Origin of the sequence: Brevibacillus sp. DP1.3A (genome assembly GCF_013284245.2) — a bacterium.
Classification (GTDB): domain Bacteria; phylum Bacillota; class Bacilli; order Brevibacillales; family Brevibacillaceae; genus Brevibacillus.
Map to the genome: position 1 here is coordinate 2997371 of NZ_CP085876.1, position 19296 is coordinate 3016666.

A 19296-nucleotide genomic window follows, 5' to 3' on the forward strand; every position below is an offset into this window, starting at 1 on the left:
GACAATGGTAGTAGGTGAATTTACCACAGAAGTAGACGTGCTCGTAATCGGTGCCGGCCCAGGTGGATATGTTGCAGCGATTCGTGCTGCTCAAATGGGAAAAACAGTAGCTGTCGTGGAAAAAGGTGAACTGGGTGGCGTGTGCCTGAACGTAGGTTGCATTCCTTCCAAAGCGATGATCCACGCTGCACACACATATGAGCACACACAACATACAGAATCCATGGGTATCACGATGGAAAATGTAAAAGTGGATTTTGCCAAAGTACAAGAGTGGAAAAGCGGCATCGTAAAGCAACTGACTGGTGGCGTTGGCTCCCTCTTCAAAGGCAACAAAATCCAGGTAATCCCTGGTGAAGCGCTGTTCGTAAGTGAAAATGAAGTACGAGTATTCCACGGTTATGATGTCAACCGTTATCGCTTCCAGCATTGCATCATTGCTACTGGTTCGCGTCCAATCGAGTTGCCTGCATTCCCGTTTGGCAAACGCGTAATGTCTTCTACTGAAGCGCTGTCCTTGACTGAACTGCCGAAGAGCCTCGTGGTAATTGGCGGCGGATACATCGGTATCGAGCTTGGTACGGTGTTCGCGAAGTTTGGTACAAAAGTTACGATTTTGGAAGGTTCCGATCAAATCTTGCCAGGATTTGAGCCAGACATGCCACGTTTGGTGGAGCGCAAGCTGAAAAAGCTCGACGTTACCATCCATACAAAAGCATTGGCACAAGGAATGGAAGAGACAGAAAACGGCGTAATCGTGACTGCAGAAGTAAAAGGCGAGCAACAAAAAATCGAGGCGGAATACGTACTCGTTACTGTTGGACGCCGTCCGAATACAGATGAACTCGGTATTCGCGACATCGGCATGAACGTGACTGATCGTGGGTTGATCGTTGTTGACAAGCAAGGCCGCACGAACATTCCTAACGTGTACGCGATCGGGGATATCGTAGCAGGTCCTGCGTTGGCTCACAAAGCTTCCTACGAAGGTAAGGTTGCCGCTGAGGCGATTGCTGGCCATCCAGCAGAAGTGGACTACAAGGCGATTCCAGCGGTTGTATTCTGCGATCCAGAAATCGCAAGCGTAGGAATCAATGAGAAAGAAGCAAAAGAAAAAGGCATCGATTACGTTGTAGGTCGTTTCCCATTCGCAGCAAACGGTCGCGCTCTGTCTGTAAATGCAGGCGAAGGCTACGTGAAGCTGATTGCAGAAAAAGAAACGAATCTCGTATTGGGTGCGCAAATCGTTGGTCCAGAAGCATCCAACATCATCGCAGAGATCGGATTGGCGATCGAAATGGGCGCAACACTCGAAGACATCGAGCTGACCATTCACGCACATCCAACACTGGGTGAAGTAACAATGGAAGCTGCTGAATTGGCTCTGGGTCGTCCGATCCACGTCATGAAGTAAAAAGTGTGAAAAGCCTTGTGCCCGAAATGGGTGCAAGGCTTTTTCTTCCACATCTTACCCTTTCCACCTGTTCTTATATAATGTAAAATAGTGGGAGACAACGTTAGGTGGGGGCTGCAGCATGGAAACTACGAGTAAGATGATTGATGACTTGCGACTAAAGCTAGAGCGCGCAGCAAAAAATGCAGGTTACAATTTTCTTGACCCTGAAATCGTGAGAATCAGTCAACAATTAGATAAATTGATTGTCGCACATATGCAACATGAAAAACGCCCTTCATGAGGGCGTTTTTGGTTGAGTGTGTATTTCCGAGATGGAATACAGCAAATGGGCATTACAGCCTTTTTTCGTAAGCGTGGGTTCTTGGGCATAATAATAGCTAGGATAAAGAATGAGATGCTGTGCATCGTAGCTTGGACCATTACTCGGACAGGTAAGCTGATGAGATTCTGTGTCATAGGTAATTGCGGGAGAAATGGATTGCAGATAGGTAGTAAGGGATTCGATTCCTTGTAAAGAGTAATAAATCCGTTCTGCTTCACGTACGAATTTGGGAGCAATCGCCTCCCAATTCGCCTCAAAAAATAACTGCCAATAAGATGAAACGAACAGGCTGAAACGGCCTTTCACATAATCGGCATCCTCTTCTAAATCGAAGGCAACCACAGGAGTATCGTGATGCGATAGCCACTCCTCTAAGATCGGTTTCATGCTACGCACAAAATGATCAGTGGGAAGTGTTACGAAGTACTCATATTGATCATCGACAGCCATCACACCTTTTGTATGTAGGGGGTCAAATGAGTCTGGGATCCCATATCGAAAGAGGGGGACAAAATAACCCCATTCTTTTAAAAGACGGGCTGACTCAAACTGCTCTAACTTTTCTTCGGTCCAATATACAAAGCGCTCGGGAGGTGTCTCTTGGGCGAGAGTATACAAACTAGCAGCCATCTCGTACAGCGGTGAAACACTATAGCTGATCAAATTGGAAAGAGGGCTATGGTTGCCCGGAAGTGGAATGGTGATCATCTTCACTTAACCTCCATCAAGGATACTAAATTTATCATAGTGCATCCTTGTGGGACAATTCAATCTTTTTTGATGTAAAAAAAAGGAAGGGTAGTGGCACCCGACTGCAATGGAGCCGGGTGCCATTCATTATCCTTCGCGTGTTTGGATGGAGCGCGAATGATTTTGCTGCTTCACTTTTTTAGAGCCAGGTTGGGGTTCGCCAGTCTGTTCCAGCGGGCGAGCTACATTATTGTAAGTTTGATGCGGATTTTCATCAAGAATATGGTCCTTTTCCATAAAATCAACTCCTTCTTTACCTAGTTTGGCGTAAACACATGATGACGAATCATAGGAAATGCTGGTATTCTATAATGAGGTTGTTCCAAACTCGTATGGTGAGGAAGCATGTCCACATTTAGAAGGAATTGATATGTTGTCAAAACTACAGAATGGCACGATACTGTTTATAGAACATAATATTTATTATGTAAACAATAAACGAGCTCTGCTGGTCTGGAAGGAGCGAGAACTATGCCGGTCTTAATCGCCCCCGTATTCAATTCAACAACAGCACAGCCCGTTCGGATCGATTTGCCTAATTCGTACACGCTCATATCAGGCGCAAAGAGGCCATATGAGATCGCGTCTCGTTTCTTGCGCAATGAGATGGACGAGAACAAGCGAACCTTTGATTTGCGTGTAGATCCCAGCAGTTTATTTTTAGTCGGGGATCACGAAGAGATGAAAGTAACGGATGATCGGGTGTGGATTGAAGAAATCGAAAGTAAGCTGAATCTAGCATCCACAACGGGGACTTGTTCGATTCCTTACATCATCACCGTCAATGGCAATATGTATGGCATTACGTATTTGAAGCGATCGCTTGATGGTGACAAGTACACATTTGATGACGAAACTGCCGGTATTTTTACTTCATTAGTCGAACAGAAGCTGCCGTCCCTTGCTTTTCGTCGCTATGCGCTTTCACTGGAGAAGAAAAACTACGAGGATCAGCTGTTGGATCTGTGGATTGCATTGGAATCATTGTTCGTTCCCGATGGCAAAAAAGGCGAGATTACCTATAAATTGCGTGTCCGAATGGCGTACTATTTTGGAGAAACCGCCTTGCAGCGTGAACGGATTGCACAGTTTGTAAAAAAATCGTACAATCATCGCTCAGAGATTGTGCATAGCGGCAAGCTGTTCGGTGACAAGCTGGCTACAGAAGTCAATATTCTGAGGGCGATGACACGAGCTGCGATCTTGAACATCGCCGGGGAAAGTGTCAACCTTCAGGATATGCGTGTCCGGCTGGACGAATTGGTATTTACGGGCGAATCATATGTGACACGGTACGCTCCTACTTTTTTTGAAAGAATTTTGTTGTAAGCCTCATAGAGGAAACAGATCAGGAGGAAGAATAGAGCATGAGTGTTTTGATTGTAGATAATTTGTCCCATGGTTTTGGGGACCGTGTTTTGTTTCGCGATGTGTCTTTCCGTTTGCAACCGAATGACCGTGTAGGACTCGTAGGCGCAAATGGTACTGGAAAATCAACGATGATGGGGATTTTGACAGGCCAAAACTTGCCTGATAACGGTCGTGTTGAATGGATGCCCAAAATCGAATACGGATATTTGGATCAGCATACCAAGCTGCAAGCTGGCAAAACGATTCGTGACGTACTCAAGGACGCCTTCCTGCCACTCTTGGAGCAAGAGGCGGAACTGATGACGATTGGTGAAAAGATGGCCGAGGCAACTCCAGAGGAACTGGAAGAATTGCTGGAGCGGATGGGCGAAATTCAAGACAAGCTAGAAACAAGCGGCTTTTATTTGATCGATGCAAAAGTAGATGAAATCGCCAACGCTTTGGGCTTGAGTGCAATCGGTTTGGAACGTGACGTTGCATCCCTCTCTGGTGGTCAGCGTACCAAGGTTCTTTTGGCAAAATTGCTGCTGGAACAACCAACTGTTCTTTTGCTGGATGAGCCGACGAACTACTTGGATGAAGAGCATATCGTGTGGCTGAAAAACTACTTGAAGGATTACCCTTACGCTTTCATGCTGATTTCCCATGACACGACCTTCATGAACGAAGTCGTGAATGTGATTTATCATTTGGAATTTACCAAGCTGAATCGTTACACAGGGAACTACGAATCCTTCCTGGCACAGTCTGAGACAAAACGCAGTCAGCACTTTGACGCATTTGAGAAGCAGCAGGAAGAAATCGCAAAAATGGAAGACTTTATTGCGCGCAATAAAGCACGTGCGTCTACTACCGGCCGCGCGAAGAGCCGTCAAAAGCAGCTCGATAAAATGGATCGCATCGACAAGCCGGAAACGGCTGCGAAACCTTCGTTTATCTTTAAGGAATCCCGGGCAAGTAGCCGTTTTGTCATCGAGGCTGAAAACCTGGAGATCGGATATTCTCATGCATTGCTGCCGAAGCTTAGCGTGAAGCTGGAGCGCGGTGAAAAAGTAGCGATTGTCGGCATGAACGGTGTCGGTAAGTCTACCCTGTTGAAAACGTTGCTTGGTGTGATTCCTCCGTTGGATGGAAAGCTGGAGAAAGGCGATTTCCTCCATCCTGCTTACTTCGAGCAAGAAGTAAAGGCGAAGCCAATCACTGCACTTGATGATGTATGGAATGAATTCCCTGCCATGAATAACCATGAAGTTCGCGGAGCGCTGGCACGTTGTGGTTTGAAAAATGAGCATATCAATCGTAACTTGAACGCTCTGTCCGGGGGCGAGCAAGCAAAAGTTCGCCTCTGTAAATTACTGCAGCGCGAAAGCAACTGGCTAGTATTTGACGAGCCGACGAACCACTTGGATGTCGTCGCCAAGGAAGAGCTCAAACGCTCCTTGAAGGAGTTCAAAGGGACCGTCCTTCTCGTATGCCACGAACCTGAATTTTATGAGGATTGGGTTACACAGACGTGGGATGTTGAGAAATGGAGCTTGGAACAGGCAAAAACACCGATTAAATTGTAAAAGCAAAAACAGGCAGCCACCATCGGGTGAGACTGCCTGTTTTTTTATGTGAGCGACGCATTCCGCATACGGATCATGGAAAAGTGCAGACTGCTTTGTAGCAGTGAATCTCGCAGCGGCAACAGCGAAGGAGTGATTCTCAATTCAATATCCGCTTGGCTAAGGCAGTGTACGAGGTCTCCTAATGGCTTTACGTCTAGTGGCGTAACGGTTTCGTTTGACAAATAGTAGCCCGCGCCTTCGTCCCAGCAATAAAAAGATTCTGGAGAGAAGGTATATTCATATAGCTTTGTTTGTGTAAGCACGGGATACCATTTACTTTCGATAGCCATAACCATTTTGGCAGTCGTCAAGCCAAGAAAGCGCTCGACGTCTGTTGCCTCAGAATCTGCTTTTTTGTAAAAGCAAATCCGCGGGCAATCTCGCGGTAAATAATACATCGGCGCTCGTGCTTCATCAATCGCCCATACAGCTGGAGCAAGTGTGGGGTGGGAGGGATGGGCGCGAGGATGAAAAATTGCAATGGACGGGTCTTCACTGTAATGAAACAATTTGTCCATAAATCTTAACCCTCCTCTAAATCATCTCAGCCGTTCTCTAAAAAACAGCCCACGCATTTGGCAAATAGCGGCCTCGATGATACGGAGAAGATGTTTTCGTAATGGCTTCACCGTTGTGCAGCATCATGGAGCTGGAACCACCATCCATGGCCATTGCTGTCACCACACCGCGCTCGGCCAATACTTCCGCCATGTCGTTCATGCTTGCGCCGATGGAATGACCAGGCTGGCGTCCATCAATGACAGCAAATACGATCGTCCCGTCTTCTTTTTGTCCAATTGCGGTACGCGGTTGAATGCCCCAGCTCTTGGCAGGCTTTCCTTCAAACATATTTTTCCCGTTTACAATCAACTGGGGACGGAAGCTCACAGCGTCACGCACGCCCATCTTTACGAGTTGTTCAGCCGAGTAGCTGCCAGTAATCAGTTTACCGTCATAGGTAAGCCCTAACGCGGTTTCTCCGCTTCTCGGATTGTAGCCTTGCAAAATCTTTCCGTCGTGGATGACGACGCCGTAGGCATGCGCTCCTTTGCCGTAGCCGTCTGGATCAGCGAATCCACTCGCATTGACAATCCCGATGGCTCCTGTTTTCTTCACAAACTCATCAAGCAGATCTCCACGGTCCTTGCGATTCGTGACGACGAGTCGTACTCTGCTCGGGTCGCTAATGTACATGATTTTTCCTTTAAAGTAATAACTTCCTTTCGAGATGTCAATTTCCTCAATCTCGATTAGCTCCTTTGGTTTCTCCGGAAGTGTGACGGTTACCAGATTCGATTTCGGCGGAACAGGAGGTCCTGCAGTGCCTGTGCCTTCGGAATTGATAACGGTCGGATGTGTAATTTGCTGCTTTAGTTCTTTCAATTTTTCATCAGGTAAAAACGTATAGGGGGCCCAGTAATCGTGCTGTGTTGTCAACAAAGTGCCTGCCGCCCACTCACGTAATTCGACTCCGTTTTTCGTTCCAAATAAAAAAATAATTCCCAGCAGCGCTAAGCTTGTACAGGTTAAGGCAGTGCCGAGGAGCCATTTCTTAACCCAACGCCCTGGTCTTTTACGCTTGACTCGCTTGTGTGTGCGAGTGCGCGATAACATCTCCATATCCATATTCACATCCAATTGAAAAATTGTACAAGGGTTATCATTCCTATAGGAGAAGACGCATGACCGGGTAAAAGGTTTCAGGAAAATAATATGTGATCACCCGGGTCAAAATAAAGGACAGGAGGTGATAGGTGTGCGTGACTATGATGAGGCGTTTCAAAAGGAAGTAGAGGAGTACATGGAAAGTCCAAAAGGGACACGTAACCAAACCACCAGCCGGGACCGTCAAGACCAGGGTGAGAAGCAGGAAACCCGTATCGATTCCAATAACGGGTAGAAGGAAGGTCAGGCGAAGTCCATTGCGGATTTCGCCTGTTTTTATCTATCTCCGATGGACCATACCTCACGAGGACTGGCTTACCTCTGTTTTCTACCTGCAAAGTGTGGTAAGCTTACCCAATGCACGAATTTATGCCAGGAGGGTTTTTGTGAGCACCACGTTTGCAGATTTACAAATTAGCGCACCGCTGTTGACTATATTGCGAGAGCGAAAAATGGAAACACCGACCCCTGTTCAGAGTGAAGCTATCCCGGTGATTATGGCTGGTCGAGATGCCTTGATTGAATCACCGACTGGGACAGGCAAGACGTTTGCTTATCTATTGCCGATTTTATCGAAAATCAATATGGAGCAAAAAGATGTACAGGCCATTGTACTTGCACCGACACATGAGCTCGTTGTTCAGATTGCGCGGGAAGCAGAAAGCCTTCTGCCAGGCAAGGACACGGCCGTAATGTCCATTATTGGTGGAGTCGATGTGAAACGCCAAATCGAGAGACTGAAAAAGAAGCCTGTATTGATCGTAGCAACACCAGGAAGACTGCTGGAGCTAATTGATCAGCGCAAACTAAAGGTCCATGAAGTGAAGACAGTTGTTGTCGACGAAGCAGACCGGATGCTGGATGCGGGCTTTGGCAAGCCAGTTCAAGAGGTCATGAAAAAAACACTGCGTGATACTCAACGCTTGTTATTCTCCGCGACAATCGCAGAGGAAGTCGTACATACGGCTGAAATTTTCACAAAAGATGCTGCTGTTATTCGCGCAGCAGCACCAGAAGGCGCCGCAGGAGTAGCACACATGTATTTGGTCACCGATCCACGCAAAAAGGTGGATACGCTCCGTCGTTTGTTGCGCCTCGTCAATGTTCGCTCCTCGATTGTTTTTGTCAATCAAATCGAAAAAGTGGACGAGATTGTATCGAAGCTCAACTACCATCATTTGCCGTGCAGACTCCTGCACCGTGATGCTACGAAAGAAGATCGTGCCCGCACCCTGCAACAATTCCGGGATGGAGCATTCCCTGTGTTGATTACGACAGATGTATCGGCACGTGGCATTGATATTCCAGGTGTGGAATGTATTGTTCATTATGATCCTGCGTCGGATGCTGACACGTATATTCATCGCAGTGGCCGAACTGGGCGTATGGGGCGTGCCGGACTGGTATTTTCGATCATTACGACACAGGAACAGTTCATCGTCCAAAAATTTTCCAAGCAAACAGGCTTGCCTATTGCTGAAAAATTCATGACGCACGGAGCGCTGGAAGATCCGCGTCCTGTACGAAAGCCCGCTCCAGGACAAAAGTCAGGAGCTCCTGCCAAAAATGCGAGCCCTGCAAAACGAAATCAAAATCGTGCACATAAGAAGGGCAGCTTTGGAACAAAGTAGGACAAGAAGTACACAACTTGTCTGCAGGAGGTTTCCATGCGCAAAGATCGGTTATATGAAGAGGATTTGCTGGTAAATGGCACAGTTGGTGGAGAAGTTCTGACGAAACACGAACGACAAGTGCTGCGCCAGGAAGCAGGGGAACTGAAGGAAAAGATCGAACAGGCGAAACAAGAGCCGATTGCAGAATGAATGACGAAGAAGAGCAGGGAGAATCCGTGAAGTCTACGGATGCCCTGCTCTTTTTTCTTGGAAGTGGATCAAATAGCGGTCCAGCTCTCTGAGCCAATCATGTACGCTTTCATAAGGGGCGTCCATTTGTAACAAACGCCGAATCATCATTCGAATGGAAGGGGATAACGAGAGCTCCTCTTCCCAGCTTTTTTCAGGTGCGTCCGGTTCCGATTCGTACCCGGAATAGAGCAAGAATAAAAAGAAATGCCCCAATGCGTACAAATCACTGGAAGGAGCAACTTCTCGCTTCAATTGTTTTTCGGACGGGTAGGCGGAAATCGTATCAGCTGTATAAGTCGGGCGATCACCAACGAACCGAGCGAGGCCAAAATCAATCAGGTATGGCTTGTCCTCTTTCCAGATGACGTTGGGGATGCGTACGTCACGGTGAATCACATTTTGCTCATGGAGGTAGGCCACGAGTTCCCCGATTTGGCGAATCCATTCGGCGCATTTTTGCTCATTCGCCACGATGTTTTGATCAAACAACATGTCTTCTAGTGTCGGTCCAGCTATATAAGTCATGACCATAAACGAGTCGTGCTGATAAGTGAAGGAATCCAGACAGCGAGGAATTTGCGGATGTGAGAGGGACATCAGCACCTTTTTTTCATACGCTTGCATGGCTTCTCCTTTTGGCGTGTGCCGCAGGCTTGGTTTCACTTGTTTCAGCACGACCTGATTACCTGTAGGGTTGTGCGTGGCGAGATAGGCGATCCCGTAGCTTCCCATTCCTAATACTTTTGTTATTTCATACTGACCTGCTAGGTGGCCGGGTTGATACGGTTTATCGCGTATCGTTTCGTTCCACCATGCCTTCATACGAGTCCACATTGTTTGATTTTCCCCCCTCCCTTCATCTTATCATGATTTGAAAAAGCTGACCTTTTTTTCAATAGGTTTGCTATAATCAGTTCGTTACATGCAGACAGGAGCGAAGGGTATGAATTTTACAATTGACTGGTTATCCTTTTATCTAATGGAACAGCCTGAAGAAGAGGATGGCATTAAACAAGTGCGGATGACGCGCTATTTGAGCCATGATGAATATCAGAGAAGCGAGCTGAAAGATTTTCTCGATGGGGAATTCGCCCGGATTGCGAAAAGAAAAGTCGAGATGAATCCAAAGACAGAAGGCACGCCGACAAAACTGGGTCAATTTGTGTTGGAGCCTGGACATCCATTGGACTCGAACCCCAACTATGCCCTCTTGAATCGATTGTTGGCAGCGGAAACGTCAGGGGAGAGCAAGGAGCCCTGTCAGGAGCTGATTCAGTCGTATTTGCGAACCTCTCAAGTGAGAGGCGGAGTCATGATTGTGGTACGGACGAGGTTAGAGCTGATTGACGAGCGCTATGTCTTTATTTTAAAATGCGATTTCGAACAAAAAACAGCGGTCATCACAGATGAGAAGAGCCTAATATCGAATGTACGCATGGCGATCAATGCCAAAAACATGAAATCGCTCATGTATCCGTACATGATTGAATCAGGGATGAATGACCCGTATCACGTGAAAATTCATCAGTTCTCCCACGCGCGCTATTTCGAGGAATTTTTGCGCTTTATCGAGTATCCACAGACGATGACACAGATCGTTTCTGAAGAAGTCATTTCATTGGCGAGACAGCACATCGAATATACGTATCCCGAAGAGTCCGAAGAGCGGATACGGGAAGAGGAAGCGATCGAACTCATTGCCGCAAGCCCTAAGCGGGAGCTCGCAGAAAAATGGGAGCATGAGACCGTGATGGAAGCGATGCAAATCATTACAGATCGCCAACCAGAGGTCGAGCTGAAGTTCAAGCTGGATCATATGCAGATCCGCACGTTATTGGCCGATTACGGCACCAGCCTGCATATCGCCAAAGTGAATGGGCGTTATTTGGTGCTATTAGAGGGCGAGCAGCTACAGTTCGAGCGTGGCATGTCTCCAGTTGAGTTTTTAAAGCCAAAGGCATTGACGGACATCGTGAAAGAAATCGAAGAGAGAAGCCAGAACGTTGCATATACCCCGGTGAACACGCCTACGGAGGACGATGATAATCCACCTTGGTAATAAACGGAGGGAAGGGAGTGAAGGAGTTGGATCGACAACTACGGGTAAGCGGCCAAGAGCATAACATCTATCCGGTTTTGCGTCATGCCTCTATGATCAACAAGTACCCCGAGCGGTGGGTGGTGAAGGAGCATACAGCTGATACGTATGTACTGTACGCCCTAGATCAAGGCGAAGGTTACGCATTGATTGAGAAGCGGATGTTGCAGGAAGCAGGCTGGACGAGCGAGCAGCTTCATTCATACGCGCTAGAAAACTTGCGAAAGCTCCCCTTTTCAGTGAAATCACAAGAGGTAGGAGGTCAGCACATCCATTTTATTAGTCCGACAGATGGATACGCGGCAAGCCGAATTTTGCTTGATTCATTTCTGGAGGAGATGGATCAGAAGAAGCAAGGGGACTCGCTTGGTGTCGCGATACCGCATCAGGATGTGTTGATCGTGGCGGATATGACAGGAGAAGCTGGAGCTCACCTGTTAGCGCGTCTCACCTATGATTTTGCCTCGAAGGGGCAAGTGCCGATTTCTGTCTTGCCTTTTTACTGGGAGGAAGGGGAATTGACCCCATTTCTCGTGGTGACGCACGACTCGGGTACGAAAATTGAAAGAAAGTAGAGCAAGCGCGGGGATGGTTTCCCGCGTTTTTCTATTTTTTATTCGTGGTATCATGCAGTAATAACTCAATATAGCGCCCGGCATCTTGAATCAGCCAGTACGGGTACCTGGGACCCTGTATGTACAAGTCTGTGGCGGTCACGAGCATCGTCTTCACCCGTGTTTTATCCCCCATCAACTGCGCACATACCCCCATCGTCATCCACGGATATAAATCACCAGTCTGAAATGTATCAAAATGCGGGAACGTGTCTGTGATCCTCTGGTAGAGTAGCGAAGCGGTATTGGCATCTGTCAAGCTGTAGACAATAGGAAACGCTTGGGAAGTGACGTCCGGGTACCATTTTCGCCAGCCGGGGTACGTACGATCATACATTGCATACGACTTGCGAATCCGACTGTACATTCCGCTGATGCCAAGCTCGCAGGCTTTGGCGCGCGTAGCTGCTTCCTCGGCAGCCTCCACATTTCCGATCAACGAAAATAAATACGAAGCATCTGCTAGCCCCTTGGCCACCTCGCAATTGTCCATCAAATATTTAACCCGATACGAATGCTTCGCCCAGGTCAGACCGTCCTTCTGTTGAAGGCGGGCAACCGCTTGCAGAAGGGATAAGAGTTTAGCGTGGTTGGCATGCAGCCAGTCCATACGCCCCGTTGCTCGTATCCATTCCGCAAGCAGACTGAAATAAGTGGTGTGGTAGCTATCTTCGCTATCATTTGTGCCGGTATCGATTTCTCTGCCTTGTTCAAGACGAAAATCATTGATATAACCGTCTGCATTCAGGTTCCGCAAATACCAATCGAGATGACCACGAACAGCTTCCACTTCCTTCATGCGGATGAGGGAAATAATGCCGAGGTTGGTGAAGTACGGATTGATTTGATCACGTTTGGGGCCAAGGCGAAAGGTACCGCTCGGCAATTGGCAGGATAGCAAAAAACTTGTTTGATTGGACGCCATTTCTTGCATCCACTTTTCCATGAGGCTGACCTCCTCTCCAAGCTACGTGATTGCTGAGACGAGTTTGACTCCGTATTCGATCCATTGCAAGGAACGCACATAAGAATCACTGTCGATGGAAGGCAGTGAAGCAGGTTCTTTCACGACCTTGTGCCATTTTTCATCTCGAAACCAATCTACCCCATCTGCCGGATCGTGTCCATAATCTGCCCATGCATCTTGAAGACGTGGGCTGTATATTTTCGGGCTTCCTTCTAGCAACTCATGTCCATCCAATCGTAGTTGGTACTCATCTTCTGTGGTGGAAGCAGTATGATGAGGTGTGAATAAATGCGGCCAATAATCCGCTCGTGAGCCTGTATGAGGAATACGAGAGCAATAGGAGACCATTTTTTCGAAGCGAAAAGGATCCCCAAACAATTGCTGATACAACGTCTTTCCGACCTGAATGCGGTTTCTGACGTCGGGAAAATGATGAACGTTTAACCCGATCAAGCTAATTCGGCGGTCAGTAGGATGCGCTTTATAAGGAATGAGCACTTGATTCATCGAGAGAGCAGATTGGGCGACGAAAGCAAACGAAGCGAAAATACGATTCAGTGTAAACGGCTTCTGTACGACACGTTGTTCGATATATTGCTGTTCATTAACGATGAGTGCATGTGTAATGCGCGCACTGTCTTTAGATGCGAGGAACTCTTGCCAATACGATTGCATAAAGACTGAAACACCAAGTGGCGCCAAAAGCTTTGTTAAATCTGTCCCCGTTCGTTTCATCTCCGCATACAGTAGTAATTGTGGGTAGGCATCGTGAAAAATCAGCCAGTTACATCTTTCCAAAAACCAAAAAAAGGGCTCGATTGCTTGTGTATCCATGATAAGCGGTAGCCATTCTCCTTTTAAATCGGTCATGTTCCACCCGCCATTTCGTGAGACTAGATGGGCCAATAACGCCCAGTGAACCTCTTGGTGCTGGAGATAAAAGGCGAGGTATGCTTGAGTGCGGGTGACATTGTTGCGATTGGCTTTGGTTGTTGCTTGTCTGATTTGAGCAACCAGGTGCTGCTCGGCAATTTTCGTTGCTGTCGAATCCGTCATGGTTATGGGTAGCTCCTTGTTGTTTTCACATTGAAAAAAGCAGGTCCACTGGGCGACCCGCTTTTTACTCAACCAATCATTTCTAGTACGAGAAGCCGAACGAGTAGTTTTTCCTTGGCTTCCTCCCACGTATTCGCAAATATGACAACGTGCTCCGATTGGAACTCCGTTTCAGCGACAAAAATCCCATCTTGTTCGTAGATGTTCATAGATGATCGTCCTTTCTGCTGCCTTTCAAGCATTGTATGCTATCATGTAAGAGATGATGCATCCAGCATGCTGGAAAATCATGAGAAGGGTGGCACCAAACATGATAGTAAAAGTGACAAAAGAGGCAGTAGAACGCATAGCCAGTACAGACAAGCCCATTCGGATAAACGGTGAACTAGTCGGCGGCTGTGGGATGAATGTAGAGTATGCGTTGTGGTGGGATACCCAAGGTCCAGAAGATGAAGTCTACCAGGTCGATTCTTTGACGTTTCTGATAGATCGCGAAACCATTGCCTATATCGGGTCTGAACTGCTTACGATTGATTATCGTGCGCAGCAAGGCTTTCGCATGGTTACGCCACAGCAAATTTTGGCCTATGGCCTTCAGTTGAAAGAGCGCTGGAACTAATCACCTCGGGAGAAATTGCAAAATAAAGGCGAGAATACCTGCTGCAATTAAAGGACCGACTGCAACACCGCGGAAAAAAGTGACACCAGCTATTGTACCTAGCAGCAAGCCTGTGACGATCAAGGGATTATGGGTCATCAAGACCGTTCCTTTTCCCGCCAAGTAAGCCACAAACATACCGACGGCGACGGCCAGTAACGAATGCCAATTCATGAAAATCTCCAAGATGGAGGAAGGATTGATTTTGCCGCTTGCAAGCGGAGTCATGATGCCAATCGTCAGTATAATGATCCCAAGCTGTAATCCATGCTGCTCGAGCAGTGGGAAATATCGGTCCAATGACAGGAGCCTCATTAAGAGAAGGATCGCAACGGCAATGGAGACGGTTGCGTTGTTGCCAATGACACCGAGCGCCAGTAGTACCAAGAGGATGATAGAAATCCAGTCCATATGCGGGTTGGCTCACTTTCGTTTTTCTTAGTATATCCATGCTGCTGCGGCATGTGCCGGGGCAAGAAAAAAGAGATCAGCATGCACAAGAGTGCGAGTGCCGATCTCTTTTTTCTAGTCGAACCAGAGTTCCAGCATTCCTACTGGAAAGCCTGTCTGTTCGTCCGAATCAGGGAAACGTCCCCAAGCAAAGACGCCGTTGAAATAATCAATTGTAAACGGCTGATCGTAATCAGGCACGCTGTATTTGCTGCCGATTCGGAACTCATCTGTTCCTAAATAATACGATTTCGCCATAAAGTACTTTTGTGTAATGATCGCAAGCTGTGAGTGATCACCAAGCTTCTTTTTTTCTTTCGCTTCGACGTGCAGGCGCTCCATTTCCTCCTGCAGCTCGGCGAGTGTCATTTGACTGTACAAACGCAACGGACTGCCCCCTTTCCATACAGGTATATTGTAGCAAAAGACAAGGGAAAAGGCGATGGATGCAGAATCCTCTAAGGAAACGAAAGGGGAGTCGTTTCGAAAATGACACGTTTCGATTTGCATGGAAAGAAAGCAATCATAACAGGTGCTGGAAGAGGGATTGGGAAGGCACTAGCGTTGGGAATCGCAGCAGCGGGTGCGGAGGTTGCGGTAGTCTCGCGAACAGCTTCCGATTTGCAAGAAGTAGTATCAGAGATTGAAGCAAAAGGCGGGGTGGCTTTTCCTGTCGAAGCTGACTTGACTGTGTCTGATGTAGCGGACCGTGTTGTGAAGCAAGTAGTCGAAGGGTTAGGGGGTGTGCATATCCTGATCAACAATGCAGGAATGAATATCCGCAAAAAAGCTCATGAGATAACGGAAGAAGAGTGGGATAGGGTAGTGGATTTGAATTTGAAAGCAGCGTTTTTCATGAGTCAAGCTGCTGGAAAAATCATGTGCGATCAGCGCTATGGCAGAATCGTCAATATTGCTTCGGTCGCAGGTGTAGTAGCACTTCGCACTGGCGTCGCATATGGTGCCAGTAAAGCAGGGCTCATCCAGATGACCCGGGTGCTGGCATTAGAATGGAGCAAGTTTGGTGTCAATGTAAATGCGATCGCGCCGTGGTATTTCCGTACGCCATTAACGGAGAGCTTGCTTAGCGACGAAGCGTTCGTCCAAGAGGTGTTGCAGCGAACGCCGAGTGGCCGAATCGGGGATGTCGAGGACTTGGTAGGACCAGCGATTTTCTTGTCCTCTGATGCAGCTTCATACATATCAGGTCAAACGCTTTCGGTTGATGGCGGTATGTCTATTTACGGGTTTTAATAAAAAAAGGGGCATTCCCGGTTGGGAATGCCTAATTATTGGGGGCGATTGAGAAAAAGAACGACTGATTGTTCTATGACTGGTTTGCTCTCACCCAAAACAGTCAATCAATCAAAGCTATTAGCGTAGGCATACTCAGATTGAATAATCGATCTAAACATGCTTACGTTAAAAAGTCATCCAAAGAAGATAATCGATCTTTTTCTCAATGCGTTGAAAAAGTGCTTACACCTACAACATAGCAAGCAAAAGTAAAACATCAATTAAATAAAAATAAAGTATTATTAAATCTTTTTTCTGTAAGTACCGCGTTAACGAGCAAAACGATGGCTACCGATCTCAACTGTTACAGGACGTGACCATATCCACTTGGATGTAGCCGTATCCGGATTGAAGAAGTACAGGGAACCATTGCTCGGATCCTTTCCATTCACCGCGTCCTGGACCGCTTTTCTCGTACTTTCATTTGATTTATGTGTCAAATTGCCGTCATGGACAGGCGAAAACGCATTGGGAGCATAAATAACCTCCCGTACCGTATTTGGAAATTCATCTGAAGCAACCCGATTCAATACAACGGCAGCAATCGCTACCTGTCCTTCATACGGTTCTCCCCGGCCTTCCGCATACACTAACCGGGCGAGCAGTTCCATATCCCTCTGTGAAACCTTCACTTTTCCATTGCGAACCACTTTTGGGCGACTATCACGACTAACCTGCACAGACTCACGTTTTACTGCTGTAGCAGATGTGGTTGATTTCTTTTCCTTCTTCGAAACTTGTTCCGATGGCGCCTGTGCACTACCGAGAACAGGGAGGATTTGTACTGCTTGCGGTGCCATTGCACTTGTCGGTGTGACAAATAAGCATAACAGCATCAAGCCAAAACTGTTCAAAAAGAAGAAAAAGCGCGTTGGCGCTTCTCGTGTCAACATGGTGTGAACCACTCCTTTTCGCTTTTTGCGTTTTGATTGCGGAAGCGAATCAGGTCTTTTGCAAGTCTATCGGTCTTATCGGAATGGTTCAAGAGGGAATTGGTTCCATAGTACTATTTACAATATCTTTATGTTTGTGAAAGAGTTTTCACAAACGGATGTTTCTTCTTTAAAAAAAGCCACTTTCCCGTTGAGAAAGTGGCTTTCGTGTGCAGTTTGAGGCTGCTCTTATTTTTCTGTAATCGCGATGGATTTAATGGTAATCGTTTGCTCAGGAACACTTGGTTCACCCGTTTGTGGGTTTTTCTTTACTTTTGTTCCGGCAATTTTTTGAACGATATCCATGCCACCCGTAACTTTTCCGAAAATCGTGTAATTCGGAGAGTTGTCCAATCCTGTCACGTCAGGTCCAGAACCAATGAAGAATTGGCTACCATTCGTGTTTTTACCGGAATTCGCCATGGCAACCACGCCTGGTTCATATTTATGACCATTTTTCAATTCGTCTTCAAACGTGTAACCAGGACCTCCCATGCCAGATCCTAATGGATCCCCTGTTTGAATCATGAAATCTTTCATGACCCGGTGGAACGTGATGCCGTCATAGAACTTGTCCTTTGCGAGGAAAACAAAGTTATTGACAGCAATCGGGGCATCTTTTTCAAACAGATCGATCGTAATGTCTCCCATGGAAGTAGAGATTTTCGCTTGATAGTCCTTTGCTTTGTCAATCTGCATAGCCGGAGCCTTCTCGTATTTCTTCTCTCCGGTTGGACCCGGTGGGTTAGCTGGCTCTTTGGATACTGGTTTCTCTGCTGGCGTAGTCGGTTGATTAGGAGCCGCTTCATTGCTTCCTGTAGAACAACCCGTAACCAAGGCGATTGCCGTCAGACATGTGAACAGAGTTGTCATCATTTTTCTCATCTTATGCACCTTCCTTTGTATCGTACTGTTGGGTGGTTCGGTTTCGAATTATAACACAAATAGACGAGCATTTGCCAATCCGCTAGTTTCCTTTCCAATCTCGCATGGTATGATTGGGTTAAAAGGGTGATCAATGTGGCAGAGCGATTTGAGACCAAAACGGTACATATCGGACATGACCCTTTGCGGGGAGTAAAGAGCAAAACTACACCGATTTATCAAACCTCCGTTTTTGCCTTCGAAGGCTTGGAAAAAGTAGAACAATACTACGTCGGCGAGGGAGAATACTTGTACACCCGAAATGGCAATCCTAACCAAGCGGAGCTGGCTCATGCAATCGCTGTTTTAGAAGGCGCAGAAGCAGGTGTCAGTGCTGCCTCCGGTATGGGAGCGATCATGGCGGGTTTACTTGCCGTACTTTCTCCTGGCGATCACGTGCTGGCTTCTCATGAAATTTATGGCGGTACCTACGCTCTACTGCACAAGGAGCTGTCGCGGTTTGGGATCGAGCTTGAGTGCATCCAGCTTGGTCAAATGACAAAGCTTGCTGACTATGTTCGCCCAACTACGCGGCTGTTTTTCTTGGAGACCATCACCAATCCGCTATTGACAGTTGTGGATCTGCCTTACTGGATCAAGGAAGCAAAAAGTCTTGGCTTAACCGTCATGGTGGATAATACGTTTGCGACACCTTATTTGGTACAACCCATTTCATTCGGAGCGGATCTCGTGGTACATAGTGGAACCAAATACATAGGTGGACATAGCGATGTGACGTCAGGTGTTCTGGTTGGATCACAGGCGACAATCAAGCGTGCCACAGAGATCGTAGCCAACTACGGTGCATCGCTCAGTCCTTTTGAGGCCTGGTTGACATCGCGTGGTTTGAAAACATTGGCAGTGAGAATGGAGCGTCAATGCGATAATGCTAGCCAGATCGCTGCGTTTCTTCGTGAGCATCCTGCAGTTGGACAAGTGTATTACCCAAGTCCTACGGATACCTTCTTTTTTTCACGGCAAAAGCAGGGGGCAATGGTATCCTTTGTTCTGGCAGACGAGACGAAGATCTATGACTTTTACCGGGCACTTGACTGGATCAAGTTGGCTCCGTCTCTTGCAGGTGTGGAGACGAGTGTATCTCATCCTGTTACGACGTCCCACCGTGCTTTTTCTGAAGAGCAGCGCAAGGAAACGGGAATCACGATGGGTCTGGTACGATTATCGGTCGGAATCGAGGCTGTTCAAGACATTCAGTTAGCATTAGATGCTGCATTAGGTAAATAATTCAAAAAACTTTGCCACATTATGAAACTTTCTTCCTAAGAAATACGTAATACTTA

At 47.1% G+C, this 19296-nt stretch carries 24 protein-coding genes; 12 read left to right on the top strand and 12 right to left on the bottom strand.

The genetic code is table 11. The features are described from left to right. Positions 1-4: 4 nt before the first annotated feature. Both lpdA and HP399_RS14135 read left to right on the top strand, forming a co-directional pair. The gene (lpdA, locus tag HP399_RS14130) at positions 5-1414 is read left to right on the top strand and encodes a dihydrolipoyl dehydrogenase (RefSeq protein ID WP_007718888.1); all 1410 of its coding nucleotides are present in this window, start codon (positions 5-7) and stop codon (positions 1412-1414) included. Positions 1415-1535: 121 nt separating this feature from the next. Next, positions 1536-1697 carry an aspartyl-phosphate phosphatase Spo0E family protein gene (locus tag HP399_RS14135; RefSeq protein ID WP_173619577.1) on the top strand — a complete coding sequence of 54 codons (162 nt, stop codon included), beginning with the start codon at positions 1536-1538 and terminating at the stop codon, positions 1695-1697. Here HP399_RS14135 and HP399_RS14140 read toward each other — a convergent pair. After that, positions 1692-2447, bottom strand: a complete 756-nt coding sequence (locus tag HP399_RS14140; RefSeq protein WP_173619576.1) for a hypothetical protein — start codon at positions 2445-2447, stop codon at positions 1692-1694. The two genes, HP399_RS14135 and HP399_RS14140, sit on opposite strands and share 6 nt — an antisense overlap. A gap of 129 nt (positions 2448-2576) precedes the next feature. Beyond that, complete coding sequence (locus HP399_RS14145; protein WP_015891582.1) at positions 2577-2726, bottom strand: hypothetical protein; 150 nt, start codon at positions 2724-2726, stop codon at positions 2577-2579. Between the two features lie 234 nt (positions 2727-2960). On the opposite strand from HP399_RS14145, the gene HP399_RS14150 reads away from it, so the two are divergent. Both HP399_RS14150 and HP399_RS14155 read left to right on the top strand, forming a co-directional pair. Continuing rightward, positions 2961-3818, top strand: coding sequence for a HEPN domain-containing protein (locus HP399_RS14150; protein ID WP_173619575.1), 858 nt, complete (start codon positions 2961-2963; stop codon positions 3816-3818). Positions 3819-3856: 38 nt separating this feature from the next. After that, positions 3857-5428 (top strand): ABC-F family ATP-binding cassette domain-containing protein, encoded by a 1572-nt coding sequence (locus HP399_RS14155; RefSeq protein WP_173619574.1) that lies wholly within the window; start codon positions 3857-3859, stop codon positions 5426-5428. A gap of 44 nt (positions 5429-5472) precedes the next feature. Here the strand turns inward: HP399_RS14155 and HP399_RS14160 are convergent, their stop codons facing one another. Together HP399_RS14160 and HP399_RS14165 are read right to left on the bottom strand one after the other, a co-directional pair. After that, positions 5473-5988, bottom strand: coding sequence for a DUF6886 family protein (locus HP399_RS14160; RefSeq protein WP_173619573.1), 516 nt, complete (start codon positions 5986-5988; stop codon positions 5473-5475). A 37-nt stretch (positions 5989-6025) separates the two neighbouring features. Then, positions 6026-7090, bottom strand: coding sequence for a phosphodiester glycosidase family protein (locus tag HP399_RS14165; RefSeq protein ID WP_173619605.1), 1065 nt, complete (start codon positions 7088-7090; stop codon positions 6026-6028). A gap of 136 nt (positions 7091-7226) precedes the next feature. Here HP399_RS14165 and HP399_RS14170 point away from each other — a divergent pair, with 136 nt between their 5' ends. The 3 genes from HP399_RS14170 (at position 7227) to HP399_RS14180 (ending at position 8958) form a co-directional block, all read left to right on the top strand. Next, entirely contained in the window at positions 7227-7370 is a 144-nt protein-coding gene (locus HP399_RS14170) for a hypothetical protein (protein WP_007718864.1), read from the top strand. Positions 7371-7521: 151 nt separating this feature from the next. After that, positions 7522-8766, top strand: coding sequence for a DEAD/DEAH box helicase (locus HP399_RS14175; RefSeq protein ID WP_173619572.1), 1245 nt, complete (start codon positions 7522-7524; stop codon positions 8764-8766). Positions 8767-8802: 36 nt separating this feature from the next. Continuing rightward, positions 8803-8958, top strand: coding sequence for a hypothetical protein (locus HP399_RS14180; protein ID WP_173619571.1), 156 nt, complete (start codon positions 8803-8805; stop codon positions 8956-8958). 33 nt (positions 8959-8991) lie between these two features. On the opposite strand, the gene HP399_RS14185 is transcribed toward HP399_RS14180, so the two are convergent. After that, positions 8992-9834 (bottom strand): serine/threonine protein kinase, encoded by an 843-nt coding sequence (locus HP399_RS14185; protein ID WP_173619570.1) that lies wholly within the window; start codon positions 9832-9834, stop codon positions 8992-8994. Positions 9835-9943: 109 nt separating this feature from the next. On the opposite strand from HP399_RS14185, the gene HP399_RS14190 reads away from it, so the two are divergent. Together HP399_RS14190 and HP399_RS14195 are read left to right on the top strand one after the other, a co-directional pair. Beyond that, the gene (locus tag HP399_RS14190) at positions 9944-11059 is read left to right on the top strand and encodes a DUF3900 domain-containing protein (protein ID WP_173619569.1); all 1116 of its coding nucleotides are present in this window, start codon (positions 9944-9946) and stop codon (positions 11057-11059) included. 17 nt (positions 11060-11076) lie between these two features. Continuing rightward, positions 11077-11673: a DUF1444 family protein gene (locus HP399_RS14195; protein ID WP_173619568.1), complete on the top strand. Its 597-nt coding sequence runs from the start codon at positions 11077-11079 to the stop codon at positions 11671-11673. A 31-nt stretch (positions 11674-11704) separates the two neighbouring features. On the opposite strand, the gene HP399_RS14200 is transcribed toward HP399_RS14195, so the two are convergent. The 3 genes from HP399_RS14200 to HP399_RS14210 all read right to left on the bottom strand — a co-directional run bounded on the left by HP399_RS14200 (position 11705) and on the right by HP399_RS14210 (position 13944). Continuing rightward, the gene (locus tag HP399_RS14200) at positions 11705-12658 is read right to left on the bottom strand and encodes a prenyltransferase/squalene oxidase repeat-containing protein (protein WP_173619567.1); all 954 of its coding nucleotides are present in this window, start codon (positions 12656-12658) and stop codon (positions 11705-11707) included. Between the two features lie 21 nt (positions 12659-12679). Next, on the bottom strand, positions 12680-13735 hold the full coding sequence (locus HP399_RS14205; protein WP_173619566.1) for a DUF2515 family protein: 1056 nt from the start codon (positions 13733-13735) through the stop codon (positions 12680-12682). A 68-nt stretch (positions 13736-13803) separates the two neighbouring features. Then, positions 13804-13944 (bottom strand): hypothetical protein, encoded by a 141-nt coding sequence (locus tag HP399_RS14210; RefSeq protein WP_007718846.1) that lies wholly within the window; start codon positions 13942-13944, stop codon positions 13804-13806. A 101-nt stretch (positions 13945-14045) separates the two neighbouring features. Between HP399_RS14210 and HP399_RS14215 the strand changes: the two genes are divergently transcribed. Next, positions 14046-14354 carry an iron-sulfur cluster biosynthesis family protein gene (locus HP399_RS14215; protein WP_228088521.1) on the top strand — a complete coding sequence of 103 codons (309 nt, stop codon included), beginning with the start codon at positions 14046-14048 and terminating at the stop codon, positions 14352-14354. Here the strand turns inward: HP399_RS14215 and HP399_RS14220 are convergent, their stop codons facing one another. Then, the gene (locus tag HP399_RS14220) at positions 14355-14804 is read right to left on the bottom strand and encodes a DUF441 domain-containing protein (protein WP_173619564.1); all 450 of its coding nucleotides are present in this window, start codon (positions 14802-14804) and stop codon (positions 14355-14357) included. 114 nt (positions 14805-14918) lie between these two features. Beyond that, complete coding sequence (locus tag HP399_RS14225; protein WP_017249145.1) at positions 14919-15230, bottom strand: YfhH family protein; 312 nt, start codon at positions 15228-15230, stop codon at positions 14919-14921. A 102-nt stretch (positions 15231-15332) separates the two neighbouring features. Here HP399_RS14225 and HP399_RS14230 point away from each other — a divergent pair, with 102 nt between their 5' ends. Further along, the gene (locus HP399_RS14230) at positions 15333-16097 is read left to right on the top strand and encodes an SDR family NAD(P)-dependent oxidoreductase (RefSeq protein ID WP_173619563.1); all 765 of its coding nucleotides are present in this window, start codon (positions 15333-15335) and stop codon (positions 16095-16097) included. A 311-nt stretch (positions 16098-16408) separates the two neighbouring features. Here HP399_RS14230 and HP399_RS14235 read toward each other — a convergent pair whose 3' ends face one another. Both HP399_RS14235 and HP399_RS14240 read right to left on the bottom strand, forming a co-directional pair. Next, positions 16409-17032: a cell wall hydrolase gene (locus HP399_RS14235; RefSeq protein ID WP_173619562.1), complete on the bottom strand. Its 624-nt coding sequence runs from the start codon at positions 17030-17032 to the stop codon at positions 16409-16411. Positions 17033-17260: 228 nt separating this feature from the next. Beyond that, on the bottom strand, positions 17261-17956 hold the full coding sequence (locus HP399_RS14240) for a peptidylprolyl isomerase (RefSeq protein ID WP_173619561.1): 696 nt from the start codon (positions 17954-17956) through the stop codon (positions 17261-17263). A 126-nt stretch (positions 17957-18082) separates the two neighbouring features. On the opposite strand from HP399_RS14240, the gene HP399_RS14245 reads away from it, so the two are divergent. Continuing rightward, the gene (locus tag HP399_RS14245) at positions 18083-19240 is read left to right on the top strand and encodes a trans-sulfuration enzyme family protein (protein WP_173619560.1); all 1158 of its coding nucleotides are present in this window, start codon (positions 18083-18085) and stop codon (positions 19238-19240) included. Positions 19241-19296: the final 56 nt, after the last annotated feature.